13 protein-coding genes and 1 tRNA gene are annotated in these 14,591 nt (G+C 68.2%); 5 read left to right on the forward strand and 9 right to left on the reverse strand.

What is annotated here, in order from left to right; translation table 11 throughout:
• Nucleotides 1-86 precede the first annotated feature (86 nt).
• Nucleotides 87-1,391 carry a D-amino acid dehydrogenase gene (locus tag R1Z03_RS22775; protein WP_284431346.1) on the forward strand — a complete coding sequence of 435 codons (1,305 nt, stop codon included), beginning with the start codon at nucleotides 87-89 and terminating at the stop codon, nucleotides 1,389-1,391.
• A gap of 147 nt (nucleotides 1,392-1,538) precedes the next feature.
• Here R1Z03_RS22775 and R1Z03_RS22780 read toward each other — a convergent pair whose 3' ends face one another.
• Together R1Z03_RS22780 and R1Z03_RS22785 are read right to left on the reverse strand one after the other, a co-directional pair.
• A complete protein-coding gene (locus R1Z03_RS22780) occupies nucleotides 1,539-2,855 on the reverse strand; it encodes an FIST N-terminal domain-containing protein (protein ID WP_317355467.1) in 1,317 nt (438 codons plus the stop codon).
• A 71-nt stretch (nucleotides 2,856-2,926) separates the two neighbouring features.
• Nucleotides 2,927-3,817: a PhaM family polyhydroxyalkanoate granule multifunctional regulatory protein gene (locus R1Z03_RS22785; protein WP_317355468.1), complete on the reverse strand. Its 891-nt coding sequence runs from the start codon at nucleotides 3,815-3,817 to the stop codon at nucleotides 2,927-2,929.
• Nucleotides 3,818-4,093: 276 nt separating this feature from the next.
• Here R1Z03_RS22785 and R1Z03_RS22790 point away from each other — a divergent pair, with 276 nt between their 5' ends.
• Nucleotides 4,094-4,588, forward strand: a complete 495-nt coding sequence (locus tag R1Z03_RS22790; protein ID WP_284402479.1) for an HU family DNA-binding protein — start codon at nucleotides 4,094-4,096, stop codon at nucleotides 4,586-4,588.
• A 97-nt stretch (nucleotides 4,589-4,685) separates the two neighbouring features.
• On the opposite strand, the gene R1Z03_RS22795 is transcribed toward R1Z03_RS22790, so the two are convergent.
• On the reverse strand, nucleotides 4,686-5,438 hold the full coding sequence (locus tag R1Z03_RS22795; protein ID WP_317355472.1) for a tyrosine-protein phosphatase: 753 nt from the start codon (nucleotides 5,436-5,438) through the stop codon (nucleotides 4,686-4,688).
• A 336-nt stretch (nucleotides 5,439-5,774) separates the two neighbouring features.
• Between R1Z03_RS22795 and R1Z03_RS22800 the strand changes: the two genes are divergently transcribed.
• From R1Z03_RS22800 to R1Z03_RS22810, 3 genes are all read left to right on the forward strand, one after another.
• Nucleotides 5,775-7,223, forward strand: a complete 1,449-nt coding sequence (locus R1Z03_RS22800; RefSeq protein WP_317355477.1) for a diguanylate cyclase domain-containing protein — start codon at nucleotides 5,775-5,777, stop codon at nucleotides 7,221-7,223.
• A gap of 189 nt (nucleotides 7,224-7,412) precedes the next feature.
• Complete coding sequence (locus tag R1Z03_RS22805; RefSeq protein ID WP_317355480.1) at nucleotides 7,413-8,246, forward strand: alpha/beta hydrolase; 834 nt, start codon at nucleotides 7,413-7,415, stop codon at nucleotides 8,244-8,246.
• Between the two features lie 4 nt (nucleotides 8,247-8,250).
• Complete coding sequence (locus tag R1Z03_RS22810; protein ID WP_284431340.1) at nucleotides 8,251-8,556, forward strand: cupin domain-containing protein; 306 nt, start codon at nucleotides 8,251-8,253, stop codon at nucleotides 8,554-8,556.
• A gap of 127 nt (nucleotides 8,557-8,683) precedes the next feature.
• Here R1Z03_RS22810 and R1Z03_RS22815 read toward each other — a convergent pair.
• The 6 genes from R1Z03_RS22815 to R1Z03_RS22840 all read right to left on the reverse strand — a co-directional run bounded on the left by R1Z03_RS22815 (nucleotide 8,684) and on the right by R1Z03_RS22840 (nucleotide 14,490).
• Nucleotides 8,684-8,759: transfer RNA gene (locus R1Z03_RS22815), tRNA-Phe, on the reverse strand.
• A gap of 51 nt (nucleotides 8,760-8,810) precedes the next feature.
• Complete coding sequence (locus tag R1Z03_RS22820; RefSeq protein ID WP_284431266.1) at nucleotides 8,811-9,506, reverse strand: response regulator; 696 nt, start codon at nucleotides 9,504-9,506, stop codon at nucleotides 8,811-8,813.
• Nucleotides 9,507-9,544: 38 nt separating this feature from the next.
• Nucleotides 9,545-11,821 (reverse strand): ATP-binding protein, encoded by a 2,277-nt coding sequence (locus tag R1Z03_RS22825; RefSeq protein ID WP_317355486.1) that lies wholly within the window; start codon nucleotides 11,819-11,821, stop codon nucleotides 9,545-9,547.
• Nucleotides 11,818-12,441, reverse strand: a complete 624-nt coding sequence (locus R1Z03_RS22830) for a DUF4390 domain-containing protein (protein ID WP_317355489.1) — start codon at nucleotides 12,439-12,441, stop codon at nucleotides 11,818-11,820. Before R1Z03_RS22830 ends, R1Z03_RS22825 begins: the two co-directional genes overlap by 4 nt.
• Nucleotides 12,431-13,765, reverse strand: a complete 1,335-nt coding sequence (gene rsmB, locus R1Z03_RS22835; protein ID WP_317360466.1) for a 16S rRNA (cytosine(967)-C(5))-methyltransferase RsmB — start codon at nucleotides 13,763-13,765, stop codon at nucleotides 12,431-12,433. Before rsmB ends, R1Z03_RS22830 begins: the two co-directional genes overlap by 11 nt.
• A gap of 191 nt (nucleotides 13,766-13,956) precedes the next feature.
• Entirely contained in the window at nucleotides 13,957-14,490 is a 534-nt protein-coding gene (locus R1Z03_RS22840) for a LemA family protein (RefSeq protein WP_272566791.1), read from the reverse strand.
• Nucleotides 14,491-14,591 lie beyond the last annotated feature (101 nt).

Consider the following 14,591-nt stretch of genomic DNA (forward strand, 5'->3'; position numbering starts at 1 on the left):
CAGATCGCCGTCGGCTGCACGCTATCGAGTCAATAGCACCACGCCGGCGATCTGCTTGCGCAAACCTTCCAAAAGGCTTGTGAATCATGCGCGTGATCGTTCTCGGTGCCGGCCTGCTCGGCACCACCTCCGCCTATTTCCTGCAGCAACTCGGCCACGAAGTGACCGTCATCGACCGCCAGGGCGTTCCCGGTGCGGAAACCAGCTTCGCCAACGGCGGGCAGATCTCGGTGAGCCATGCCGAGCCCTGGGCCAACCCCGGTGCGCCGTTCAAGGTGCTGAAATGGCTGGGCCGCGAAGACGCCCCCCTGCTCTTTCGCCTGCGCGCCGACATGCGCCAGTGGCTGTGGGGCCTGCAGTTCCTGCGCGAATGCACGCCGGCCCGCACGCGGCACAACATCGAGCAGATCGTGCGCCTGGGCACCTACAGCCGCGACACGCTGCAGCAGCTGCGCCGCGATACGGGCATCCAGTACGACCAGCGCACGCAGGGCATCCTGCACTTCTACACGAGCGCCCGGGAGTTCGATGCCGCGCTCGCTCCCGCCGAGCAGATGCGCGCCCTGGGCTGCGAGCGCCGCGTGGTCAGCGCCGACGAGGCCGTGCGGCTGGAGCCCGCGCTCGCCCACATCCGCCCGCAACTGGCCGGCGCCACCTACACGGCCGAGGACGAATCGGGCGACGCCAACACCTTCACGCGCGAGCTGGCCCGGCTGGCGCAGGCGGCGGGCGTGCAGTTCCGTACCGGCTGCCACATCACGGCGCTGCGCACGGCAGGCGGCGCCATCGACCATGCCGAGATCACCAACGCGGAAGGCCGCTTCGAACGCGTGCGGGGCGATGCCTACGTGCTGGCCATGGGCTCGTTCAGCCCGCTGCTGGCCGAGCCGCTGGGCATGCGCCTGCCCATCTACCCGGCCAAGGGCTATTCGGTCACGATGCCCGTGCGCGATGCCTCGGCGGCCTACGAGGTGAGCCTGACGGACGATGAATTCAAGCTCGTCTTCTCGCGCTACACCAGCGAGCGCGGCGACCGCCTGCGCATCGCCGGCACGGCGGAACTCAACGGCTACCAGCGCGACTTGAACCCCGTGCGCTGCGAAGCCATCGTGCGCCGCGTGGAAGAACTCTTTCCTGGCGCGGGCGACACGCGCCAGGCCCAGTTCTGGACCGGGCTGCGCCCCGCCACGCCCAGCAACGTGCCGCTGATCGGCAAGACGAAGATCGGCAACCTGTTCCTCAACACAGGGCACGGCACGCTGGGCTGGACGCACGCCTGCGGCTCGGGCCGCTCCATCGCCCGCATCGTGAGCGGGCTGGCGCCGGAAGTGGACTTCGCCTTCACCGGCATGCCGCGCACGGCCGCGCCCGCGCTCCTGCCAGTGACCTGAAGTCAAATGCTATTATTTTTATAGCTTCCAACGCATGATTTTCTAGGGCGTGAGGCCAAAAAGGCTCAACATCCCGTTGGGCCACCCCCGGGAAGGGGCGCACGGCCTGCGGGCCTGCCGGCGCGGGGCCTCCCGCGGTCGCTGGGCTCAGACCGGCGCGTGCTCGCTGGTGAACACCGTGAGCACGCCGGTGTAGCCGTACAGCCGGTGGTGGGCGATCTCGCCGCCGGCGAAGAACCCCACCAGCGGTACGTCGCCCAGCGCGTGGCGCACGATCTGCAGTTCCGCGCTCGGCCCGCCGAAATGCGGGCCGCCGCGCCCGGAGCAACTCACGTAGATCGCGCCCACGATGTGCCGCTGCACGGGCGCGCGCGTGGCCCCGTCGGCACCGCCGCCCAGGGCCTGTGCCAGCGCACGGCGCTCGCTGTCGGTCGACGGTGCGGGCAGGGTCTCGGCCTCCTCGGGCGTGAGTTCCTCGCGGATCTCGGCGCAGATGCGCATCAGGTCGGCGCGGGCCGCCGCCACGTTGCGCTGGCAGAACGCCAGGCGCATGCCCTCTTCCACCTGGTCGGCCAGGGCCACGCCCCGGCGCGTGGCGTCGAGCCCCACGATGTGGCGCACCCGGGTGTCCGTGCCGAAATGCCCGGCCCGGCCGAGCGGCTGCACGCCGGCATCCACCAGGCCCGCGAGCGTGGCCCGCACTTCGCGCAGCGCGGGCTGCGGGTCACCGTCGAGCGAGATGTGCAGCGTGTCCAGCAGCGCATCCAGCGCCGGCTGGCCGTCGAGCGCCAGCACCACGTTGTCCTGCGCCTCGGTGATGGTGCACAGCGGCCCCACGGGCTGGCAACCCTGCGTGACGCGCGACAGCAGGCTCACGCCCTCGCTGAAGGCCACGCCCGACAGTCCGCCGTCGAACACGCCGCGCGCGCCGCCCTGCCCCGCGATGTTGCCGTTGCCGCCCACGGCGAACTGCACGCTTGCGTTGCGGCTGGCCGACAAGCCGCCGAACAGGTAGCCGGTGGCCGTGCGGTCGGCCATTTCATCGATCAGCTCGGCCAGGTCGGGCGTGCGGCCGTCCGCGTGCACGAGCGCCGTGTGCGCGACGAACCCGCTGGCCGCATTGCGCGCCAGCGGCGCCACGCCGGAGAACACGCGGTACTGGTCGGACCGCAGGTCCAGCAGCATGACGGACAGCGCCGGCTCGTCGAAGTATTCAGCGTTGTTGGCCGCCACGCCCACGCCCACGGTGCCGCTCCAGTCGGTCACCTCGGGCAGTTCGGCCGACACGAAGTCGAGCAGGGCCTGCGCCTCGTCCGCATAGTGGTCGGTGATGTAGAGCACCCCCAGGGTGGGCGCGCTGGCGTACTGCGGCAGCGCCATCTGCGCGCGCAGTTGCGCCAGCACCAGCGCGGCCGCCATGCGCCACTGGGGATGGGTGGCGTGGCCGTTGGGAAAGAGTTTCATGGTCGGTGGCAAAGGTCGCGGCGGCCCGCTGCGCGGGCGGCCATGTCAGAAAAAAGTGCGGGTGGTGGCGGTCACTGGCCCGTCCGCTTGCGCGGCGCGGCGGACCTGGCTGCGGCCGGCGCGGCGGTGCGCCGGGCCGCTGGAGAAGGCGCCGCCGCCGGTTTCCTGGCGGCCGCCTTCTTCGGCGCAGCCGCCGGCCGGGTGCGAGGGGCTGCGGTACCGGGCGCGGCAGATTGGCGGCTGCGGGCCGTTGCCGCCTTGGCACCCTGCGGCGCCTGGGCCATGCGCGCGGCCTCCTGCACGCCCTGCAGCCCCTGTGAGGCCAGTTGCGTGGCCATGTCGGTGGCGGTCTTGAAGGCCTCGGCCGCCGCGCCGCGCGTGGCCTCCACCGCGGCCTGGTGCGACGCGTCGCCCATCGCCTGGGCCGCGATCTGCTGGAACTGGCTGGTCAATGCACCCCACCACTGCATCGGGTCCACGACGCCGGGCAGCGCGGTGGACGCCGCGCCTGCGGCTGCGTGGTCGCTGGCGGCGTCTTCTTGGGCCGCGGACTCGGAAGCGGGCGCCTCGGCCGGTGGCTCGCGCTGGGGCTCGCGGTAGGCGGCGGGGCTGGCACGTGCGGGCTCGGGGGCGGGCGCCGCAGGCGATGGCTTGGGCGCGAAGGCACCGGCCAGATCGCCCATCGCCACGTTCATACCCTTGAGCGTGGCGAGGGTCATCTTCTGCACCTCCAGCGCCTGCACCGTGGCGCTCAACGCGCGCGAATTTTGCTCCAGCCAGAACTGCACGGCCTTCAATTCATCGATGCGTTTTTCCAGTTCTTCCACGCTGACCGTCGGGGCCACCCAGCTCGACAGGCTGGGCATCTGCGGCACGCCGCCCGGCGCGCCTTTGGCCAGGTTCTGGAGGAAGTCGAAGCCCGGCACGAACCTGCCGAAACCGAAGGGGGATGTGTCGCTCATGGCCATTCCTTTGCGATGCGCTGCATGGCGCCGGTGGGGATGGGACAGCTTAACGCGATTGCCCCGCGGGGCCAACGCAGCGGGCATCGCCCGGCATCGCCAGGGCACCTCGCCGGCACCGCTTTCTGCGCGCGCCTCGGGGCCTTCGAACCCAGCATCCATGCCGCTTGCAGCGTGCAATCCGCGTGCGGCCCGCGCCCGCCGATGCAAACCCCCTAGAATCCGGCGACCAGCATGCTGGAATGTTCACCACTTTTTCCGAGAAATACCAACACCATGGCAACTGCAAAGAAAACCACCGCGCCTGCAAAGAAGGCCGCTCCCGCAGCCAAGAAGGCGGCAGCCCCCGTGGCCAAGAAGGTCGCAGCCCCGGCCAAGAAGGCCGCTCCCGTGAAGAAGGTCGCAGCCCCCAAGGCCAAGGCCCCCGTCGCCGCCAAGGCCGCCCCTGCCGCGCTCAAGCCGCTGAAGGAAGTGTTCACGAAGACCTCGCTGATCGCCCACCTGGCACAGCAGGCCGGCGTCGAGCCCAAGGCCGCCAAGGCCGTGCTCGCAGCACTGGAATCGGCCATCCTGGCTTCGGTGCACAAGAAGGGCTCCGGCGAATTCACGCTGCCCGGCCTGATGAAGATCGGCCTGCAGCAAGTGCCTGCCAAGAAAAAGCGCTTCGGCAAGGACCCGTTCACGGGTGCCGAGCGCTGGTTCCCCGCCAAGCCCGCCTCGGTCAAGATCAAGACCCGCGCGCTGAAGAAGCTCAAGGACGCCACGGTCTGATCGACCAGTGCGCTCCGCGGTGCCTTGGCGGCACCGCCAGCCCAACAAAAAAAGCCGGCACCTGTGCCGGCTTTTTTCCATGCGCACCGCGCTCCCATCAGGGCTCCAGATACCACTGCGCCAGGCGCTTGCGCTCGCCGGGGCCCACGCCCAGCCGCTGCTCCAGGTAGCGCAGCACGCCGCCATGGTCCGTGTCCACGGCATGCAGCGCCGCTTCGAGAAAGTCCTGCTGCACGCGCCACAGCACGTTCAGCACCGCCTCCGGCGCAGCCCCGTTCACCTGCGCGGGCCGCCGATACAGCCCGTTGGTGAGCAGGTAGTCCTGCATCACCACCTCGCGCGACACGCCCAGCGCCAGCAGGATGAGCGCCGCCGCGAAGCCCGTGCGGTCCTTGCCCGCGGTGCAGTGAAAGACCAGCGGCGTGTCGTTGTCCAGCAGGTGTTCGAACAGCGCGGCGAACTCGCGCGTGTTGTGCGCGACGAAAGCGCGGTAGGTGTCGCGCATCAGCCCCATCGCGATCTCGGGCGTGAGCGTGTGGCCCGACAGCGCCATCTCCTTGGCACGCTGCACCACCGTGGGCTCGATGGACAGCGGGTAATAAGCCACGTCCGGCAGCACGTAGGCCAGCGTGGCGCGCTCGTGCTCCCCCCGGAAATCCACGGCGCGCGCCAGACCCAGCGCCGACAGCGCCCGCGCGTCTTCGGGGGTCAGCGCGGCCAGGTGGTCGGAGCGGAACAGGCGGCGCCAGCGCACGGGCCGCCCCTGCTCGCCCGGGTAGCCGCCCAGATCGCGGAAATTCGTGGCGCCCAGCAGGTTCAGCGAACGGGTGTAGGAAGGTGAGTCGCTCATGCAGCCACTTTATGCGAAAGGCGCGCGGACCGGAGGGGCCGCAAGCGCATCGCCCGCAAAGCCCATCCCAGGCGAACCCCTGCCCCAATCGCAAGGCGCCCCCTATACTGGCTACGGAGCACCCGACCCCGCTGGAAGCCATGGCGGTGGCATGGATGCAAGTGCACAGAAAGAGGCACGGAGAAAGAACGCAAGGGCGAATGCCGCCCCCCTGCCAAGCGGGTCCCCGGCGCGAGGGGCCGGGTTCGAAGCGGAGAGGTACATGAAGAATCCAAGGCCAGCGACCGTCCACGGTCCGGCCTTCCATTCCATAATTTCAGGAGGAGGCTTGCATCCATGAAGAAGACGCTGGCGAACGCTTCCACCAGAAAGCTCCTGATGCTGCTGGTTCCGGCGCTGATCATCGTCCAGGTGGTGGCGTTCGTCTTCCTGCACTTCGCCAACCGCAACATCGCGCTGGAAAGCGTGGACTCCGCGCTGGAAGGCGGGGCGCAGACCTTTCTGTACACGGCCGCGACCCGCAAGGACAACCGGCAGCAAACCTCGCTCCTGGTCACGAAAGACTACGGGCTGCAGCACACGATCGCCAACGGCAACCGTGCAACCATCGAGTCGGCGCTGGCCAGCCAGCTGGCCCGCACGGGGGCCGAACTGATCGTCCTCACGGACCTCAACCACAAGGTCGTGGCCCGCGCCTCCGCGACCCAGCTTCTGAACGAGCGCGACATGGACCTGGACGCCACGCTGGAGGCCCTGGCGACCGAGATCAGCGAGACCGGCCGCAGCATCGGGCCGCTGGCTGCGGGGGAGCACACGCCCGTGCTCTACAACTGGGTCAAGGCCACCATCAGCGCCCCCATGCCCATCATGAACATCTTCCTGGGCTACCGCGTCAACACCATGGCGGTAGAGCAGTTCACCAAGATGACGCAACTGAAAATGGCGTTCCTTTCGCAGGAGAGCGAAGGCGATTTCGTCATCCACACCTCGACCCTGCCCGGCATCGTGCTCAACCGCAGCATCCACGAGCATGCGCAGTCGTCCGAGAACTTTTCGGCGGAAGGGACGGACGGCGCGCAGTACCGGGCCAAGGTCATCAACCTGGGCGGGCTGCAGGGCTCCAACGTCATTGCCGTGGTGGCCAAGCCGTTCGCGCCGGTCTTCTCGCCTTTCCTGCGGCTGGAGGCGCTGTTCGCCGCCAGCATCCTGTTCAGTTCGTTCCTCTCCATCCTGGCCGCGAACCTCATCACCAACCGGGTGGTCGTGCCGCTCGAGAACGTGGCGCACCGCGATGCGCTGACCCATCTGGCCAACCGGCGGCTGTTCGAGATCAATCTGCAGAACGCCGAGCAGAACCAGCAGGCCCTGAACACCGGATACGCGATCTTGCTGATGGATCTCGACAAGTTCAAGGCCATCAACGACAACTACGGCCACGAAGCGGGAGATGCCGTCTTGAAGGAAGTGGCGCTGCGCACCAGGAAGCACGTGCGCTCGTCGGACACGCTGGCGCGCCTGGGCGGAGACGAGTTCGCCATCCTGATGCGCTCGCAGGACCTGCAGCGCGTGCAGGAGGCCGCCGCCGCCATCGTCAACGCCATCCGGCAACCCATCCAGGTGCGGCCGGACCAGTGGGTGAACGTCGGAGCCAGCATCGGCATCGCGCGCTCGCCCGAGAATTCGACCGTGGCCGCCCAGGTGCTGCATTGCGCCGACCTTGCCATGTATGGCGCCAAGCAGCAGGCCAGCGGGCTGCAGGTGTATGAGGGCACACCGCCAACGTGACGCCGCACCGCCACCGCAGACACCGCGCTCGCGAAGGTGATTGCGTTGCAGCCCGTCCTGCGCGCAGGACCGAACGCGCCAACGGTTGAGTAGGACAGGTCTGATTGACGTGATTTGAAATTCTGGACCCAATGGACTTCCTTCACCCATCCCCGCTCACATCCACCCACTGCCGAGGTCCGCACGCCCATGCCCAAGCTCCAAACCGAATCCAGCGCCCGCCATCCCGTCGAGATCCACTACGAAGATTACGGACAGGGCGCCCCCGTCGTGCTCATCCATGGCTGGCCCCTGAGTGGACGCTCGTGGGAAGCCCAGATCCCAGCACTCGTCGAAGCGGGCTACCGCGTGATCGCCTATGACCGCCGCGGCTTCGGCGCATCGTCGCAACCCTGGGAGGGCTACGACTACGACACCTTCGCGAAAGACCTCGATGCGCTGATGACCGGGCTCGATCTCACGGGCGCCACACTGGTCGGCTTCTCGATGGGCGGCGGCGAACTCGCGCGGTACATCGCCAAATACGGCAGCCAGCGCGTGGCCAAGCTGGTCTTCGCGGGCGCCGTTCCGCCGTACCTCTACAAGAGCGCCGACAACCCGGAGGGTGGACTGGACGACGCGACGATTGCGCAATTCCAGGAAGGCGTCAAAAAAGACCGTATGGCGTTCCTGGAAGACTTCACGCACAACTTCTTCAGCGTGGACGGCAAGCTCAAAGTCAGTGAGGAACAGCGCCAGTACGCCCGCGACATCGCCGCCATGGCATCGCCCAAGGGCACGCTCGACTGCATCCAAGCCTTCGGCAAAACCGACTTCCGCGAAGACCTCAAAAGCGTGAAGGTCCCAACGCTGGTCCTTCACGGTGATGCCGACGCGATCGTGCCGCTGGAAGTGAGCGGCGCCCGCACCCACAAGGCGATTCCTGGCAGCGTGCTCAAGGTCATCGCCGGGGCGCCGCATGGTTTCAACCTGTCGCATGCGCAGGAATTCAACGCCGCCTTGATCGCATTCCTGAAAAGCTGACGCCATGGCCGAGCCACATGCCCCCATTCCAGCGACCTTCGAAGACTTCGAGCGTCAGGCGCTGGCGAAAGGCTACGAGCAGGCACTCGTTCGCACCTGGGCCCCGCAGCAAATCGTGCAGGAGCATCGGCACGATTTTCATGCGAGTGCATTGGTGGTGGCGGGCGAGATGTGGCTGACGCAGTCGGGCACCACGCGCCACCTGGTGCCCGGCGATACGTTCGAACTGGATCGGTTGGAACCGCACGAGGAGCGTTACGGCCCGGATGGGGCCACGTACTGGGTGGCGCGGCGGTCGAGTACGGCTTGAATCGGCGGGATGCTTGGGATTGCGGGATTGCAGTGGTGGCGCAATAGCAAGCCGACCCAGAACGACAGTGGAAAGTCCGCCCAAGGCAAAAAGCCCTTGGTTCGCAAGAACCAAGGGCTTTAATGACTGGTGGCCTGGGGCGGAATCGAACCACCGACACAAGGATTTTCAATCCTCTGCTCTACCGACTGAGCTACCGGGCCTAAGCCTCAAATTATAACCAGAAAAAAGAGGCGTTCTGAAACTCTGACGACTTAATTGCGTTTGCCGCGGCCCAGGTCCACACCGAGCTGGCGCAGCTTGCGGTACAGGTGGGTGCGCTCCAGGCCCGTTTTTTCGGCCACGCGTGTCATGGAGCCGCCTTCGCGCGCCAGGTGGAATTCGAAGTACGCCTTCTCGAAACCGTCGCGGGCTTCACGCAGCGGCCGGTCCAGATCGAAGCCCTGGTGCGCATGCGGGCCGGGGTCTTTCGTCACCACGGGCAAGGCCGCCACCGGAGCGCCCTGTGCCTCGGGTGCGGTTGGGATGGCAGCAGCGGGCGGTGGGGTGGCGGCCGCCGTGGTGGCCGATGCCGCCGGCTGGGCGGCGCTGCGCGCCAGGCCCTGTTCGACCGCTTTGAGGAGCTTCTGCATCGTGATGGGCTTTTCCAGGAAGGAAAAGGCGCCGATGCGGGTGGCTTCGACCGCGGTGTCGATGGTGGCGTGGCCGCTCATCATGATGACCGGCATGGTCAGCGTGCCGGCCATGGCCCATTCCTTGAGGAGCGAGACGCCATCGGTATCGGGCATCCAGATATCGAGGAGCACGAGGTCGTACGCATTGGCGGCACGGGCGGCGCGGGCCTGCGTGGCGTTCTCTGCGAGGTCCACGCTGTGCCCTTCGTCGTTCAGAATTTCCGACAACAGGTCACGGATGCCCAGTTCGTCGTCGACCACCAGAATGTTTGCCATGGGTTTTGATCAGCCTCGCGATACGTTTCCAAGTGTTGTTAATGTGCCACCACGTGGCCAGGGGCGAATGATAGCGACACTTGCGCGCCCAGCACCACCCCTTCTTCCACCCGATTGACAAGATCGACACGGGCCCCATGCTCGTCGGCGATCTTCTTCACTACAGCAAGTCCCAGGCCAGTGCCTCGCGGCTTGGTGGTTACATAGGGTTCGAAGGCGCGCTGAAGGATGTGGTTGGGAAATCCGGTTCCGCTGTCGGTCACCGTCAGCCGCACGCGCCGCGACGACTGGCTCCAGCGCGTGGTGATGCGCACGGGTGCGCCGGCGGCCCCGCCCTGCTCGCGGGTGGGCTCGCTGGCGTCCTGCGCGTTCTGCAGCAGGTTGTGGATGACCTGGCGCAGTTGCTGGGCATCGCCCGCGATCTCGGGGCAACGGGGATCGAGTTCGGCCTCCACGGGCACGGTCGCGTTCTCGGCGCCGTAGAGCTGCAGCACGTCGGTGACGAGGGTGTTCAGGTCGAGCGCATGCAATTCCGCCGCGGGCAGGCGGGCATAGTCGCGAAACTCGTTGACCAGCCGCTTCATCGCATCCACCTGATCGACGATGGTGCGCACGGATTTGGTCAGCACGGCCTGCTCGGCATCCGGCAGCTTGCCGGAGAGCTTCATCTCCAGGCGCTCGGCGGACAGCTGGATCGGTGTGAGCGGGTTCTTGATTTCATGGGCCAGGCGCCGGGCGACTTCGCCCCAGGCCTGTGCACGCTGGGCCGAGACGATTTCGGAGATGTCGTCGAACACCAGGAGGCGCAACGCGTTGGGCAGCTCCGCCCCCCGGGCCACCAGGCTGGTGCCATTGGCGACCACCCCCGAGGCGGGCGAGCCGTAAAGGTCGAAGGAATGCTGCCAGTGGTCCAGTCCATGCTGCTCGCGGTCGCCCAGGAAGGCCTCGAAGTGGCCCTGCACGGCACTGGCGAATTCGGCCAGCCCGGGCACGTCGGCCAGCGGCCGGCCTTCGAAGGCAGCCATCGGGGCCCGCAGGATGCGGGTGGCGCCGGGGTTGGTGGAGCGGATGCGCCCCTCGGCGTCCAGCACGATCACGCCCGCGGTGAGGTTGTCCAGAATGGTCTGCAAGTGGGCCCGCGCCGCATCGACCTCGCCCATGCTGTGCTCGACGGCGGTGCGGGCGTCGGACAACTGCTGGGTCATCACGGCGAAGGAGCGGGTCAGCCCGCCCAATTCATCGTTGCCCTGCAGCACGGCCTTGGGGCTCAGGTTGCCCGATGCGACCTCGCGCACGCCCTCGGCCAGCACCAGCAGGGGGCGTGCCAGTTGGCGGCCCAGCAGCACGGCGAGCAGTACGGCCCCGAAGACGGCCAGGAACAGGCTCAGGGTGAGCGTGCCGATGTACATGCGCCGCAACCCTTCGCGGGCCAGGGCGCGCTCCTGGTACTCCCGGTTGGCTTCCTGCACGGCGATGGCGTTGGACACCAGCACCTGCGGCAGCCGCAGCGTGGCCTGCAGGTAGCGGGGTTCCACCAGGAGCCCCACGCTGGCGTTGCCGACGGCCACGAGGGTCTTGACCCGCGCGTTCTGCACGGCAGCGGGGTCGGCGATGTCGTCCAGCCCCTCGATCTGGAAGGTGGCGCGCTGCTGGCGCGCGTTGCGCAGCAACTGGGCGCTGGGCCGCTCGGGGCTGAGATCGAACCGGGATTGCCCGGCACTGGCCACCGGCTGGCCCGCCGTGCTGAACAGCACCACGTCGCTGGCCCCCAGCTGGTCGCGGATGCGTTCGAGCACCACGCCGGCCGCCGCGTCGGGCACCTGCGCCAGTTGGCTGCTGGCGGTGCGTGTTTGCATGGCCATGTCGCTGGCAATCGTGTCCAGCGTGACCCGGGCCAGGCTGACGCCGGCGGACAGGGCGCCCTCCACCTTCACGTCGAACCAGCTTTCGATGGAGCGCGACACGAACTGGTAGGAGACCACATAGATCAGCAGACCGGGCAGCAGCCCCACGACCGCAAAGATGCCCGCCAACTTGACCAGCAGGCGGCTGCCAAACCGCCCCCGCCGCAGCCGCACCGCCAGGCGCACCACGACCCACACCAGCACGGCGAGCAGCAGCACGGCCACCAGGACGTTCAGGCCGAACAGCCAGGCGTAGTTGCGCTCGTACAGCGCGCGGTTGTTGGTGGCGACGGTGAGCAGGAAAAGCAGCACCAGCCCGATCGCGCACATGATCGCCACGCCCACGCCCAGGGCCCAGCGGGAGGCACGGGCTTGCTGGGGCGTGCGGGGAACGCTGTGGTCGTCGGTCATGGCGCGCGCTCGGCCACGGCGCGCACGCTGCGCGACAGCATCAGGTCCCAGCCCGAGCGTCCCACCGCGCCGATCTGGAAGGGGCGGGGCAGTTGGGACATGTCGAGGCGGAACTGGAAATGCACGGTATACGGCCCGCCGGAGACCTCGTCCGCGTCGGCGATCTTCCAGCGGCTGATGCGCTGCATGGCGGAAAGCGCGTCGCCCAGTTCGTCGAAGTTCTGCCCCAGGGCAACCCCCAGCCCGGTGTTGGCGAACGGCGTGGCGGACTGATTGAGGCGCCACCGGCGCGTGAGCGGCTGGTAGCTCAGGCGCAGGTAGCGCACCGAGTGGGCCACCGCCTTGTCGTACCAGTACCAGCGCTCGCGAACCACATCGGCCTCGGCCACGAAGTACATCGAGATGCCCTTGTAGAGGGCATCTTCCGCCAGCTCGGGCAGGTCGAAGTGCAGCGTGGTCGACAGGTACAGGCCCTCGTCGTTGGCTTCGACGCGCAGGTCGCCCGCGTCGGGCTGCGCCAGCACCGCCGGGGACCACAGCGCCAGCCACATGCACAGCAACGCAGCCACGGCCACCGAAAGCCACGCGGCAGGGCGCGAAGCGGTCCGTTCAGCCGGCATGTTTTTGCAACAGCGCGTAAAAGAATCCGTCATGGTCACCCGGACGATTCTCCGAGACGCCGCCGCTTTCGTCCGGTTTACCGGGTATTAAATGGCCGGGAGACGGCATCAAACGGGCGTCGGTGTTGCGCGCAAGAAACGTTTGCACCTGTGCTTCACCCTCGGCACGAAACACGGAGCAGGTGCAGTAGAGCAGCCGCCCGCCGGGCTGCAGCAGCGGCCAGAGCGTGGCAAGCAGGCGGGCCTGCTGCTGGGCCAGTTGCTCGATGTCGGACTCGCGCCGCAGCCAGCGCACGTCGGGGTGGCGGCGGACGATGCCCGAGGCCGTGCACGGCGCATCCAGCAAGATGGCGTCGAACCGCCCGCCCCCACTGGCGTCCAGCCACCCGTCCTGCGGCCGTGCCGCATCGGCCACGAGGACCTGGGCCCGCACCCCCACCCGGTCCAGCGTTTCGTGGATGCGGGTGGCGCGGTCGGCGTCGATTTCCAGCGCCACGACCTGCATCGGCGAGGCGGCACCCGCGTATTCGAGCAAGTGCGCGGTCTTGCCGCCGGGCGCGGCACAGGCGTCCAGTACGCGCAGCGGCTGCGACAGGTCCAGCCCCTCCAGCAGCAGCGGCGCCGCCATCTGCGCCGCGGTGTCCTGCACCGAGACGTGGCCGTCTGCAAAGGCCGGCAACTGCTGCACGGCCACCGGGCGGTCCAGGACGATGCCGAACGGCCCTGCGGGAAATGCTTCCAAATTAATAGCAGAAAGCCCTAGTAAATATTGCGCTGGAGTCGTTTTTTGCACATTGACCCGGAGCGCCATCGGCGCGTGGGCATTGTTGGCCTGCAGGATCTGCTGCCAGTGCTGCGGGTGGTCCTTGCGCAGCCGGGCGATCCACCAGGCCGGGTGGTTCCACTGGGCGACCGGATCGCCGTCGGTGGCGGCCACCAGCGCATCGCGTTCGCGCAGAAAGCGGCGCAGGCAGGCGTTCAGGAACGGCGCCTGCGCTTGCGATGCCGGGTTGCGCTTGGCCGCTTCTACCGCCTGGTTGACGAGGGTGAACGCCTCGTAAGGCGCCTCGTCGAACGACCACGCCAGCGCCAGGGCCGTGCACAGCAGGGCATCGGCCCGTGGCGGTGGGTTGCGGGGCGCCAGTTGCTTGCGCAGCGCCTGCGCCCGGCCCAGGTTGCGCAGCACCTGGAACAACAGCGCCTGCACCCCGGGCCGCAGACCCGGCTCGACCGCGGCCAGGGCCGCCGTGCCCGACTGCCCGCCGCGCACGGCCTGCAGCGCGTTCACCACCGCATCCAGCTGGCGCCACAGCGCGGGCTCCATGCGGCGTTCGCCCTCCGCGGGGGGCGGAAAGAAACGGGAGGGCGGGCGCGGCTGCGGATCGGTCATGTTCTGTCTGAGCCTGTCTTGAATAGGAAAAAACCGGTTGCGGTTGCGGACGCCGTCGCGGCCACGCCTTGAATCAATGTCAAACCATCCACGCCCCTCCCGGGATGCGGGGATGGGCACGCAGCCTACAGCGTTCTGGCCGCCTTGAACCCGAACAGCCACGCCAGCAGGCGCGCCGGGAACTGGCCGATGGCCTGGTTGTACTGCAGCGCCGCATCGTTGAACTGCCGGGTGGCCAGCGCATTCTGGGCCACCAGCTCCTGCCATCGCTGCGCCCACAGGGGCAGCGCCGCGCCTTCGCCCGGCGCGGGCGGAACCTCCGCCACGCGCACCATGGCCAGCCAGGCGGCTTCGAGCACCTCGCGCCCCGTCAGCAGCGCGGCCGCGGCGCCGGCGTCCAGCGGGCGGGCCCGCGCTACGGCCAGCGACGCGCCGAACTGGGTGGTGGCGGCCCACAGCGCCGCCCGCGCATCGGCATGGGCCGCGGGCGCGGGACCCTGCGCGGCCTCGTATTCACCCAGCATGGCCATCATGCGCATGAGGTGTGCGTCCAGGCCACCGAAGGCCTGGATGGCGGCCGAGCGCAATCGCACGATCCGGTTGTAGGCACCCACGGCCCAGAACAGCAGCAGGGCAAGAAAGATCCAGGAGGACAGCATTGCATCTGCCGAGCCCGCAGGGTCCGCGGGCTCGGCGCAAAAAAGAGAAAACGGATAAGAAAACGCTCCCGGTCTGCCAAAGCGCAGAGCGGGAGCGTTTC

Source organism: Acidovorax sp. BLS4 (assembly GCF_032929295.1).
Classification (GTDB): domain Bacteria; phylum Pseudomonadota; class Gammaproteobacteria; order Burkholderiales; family Burkholderiaceae_C; genus Paracidovorax.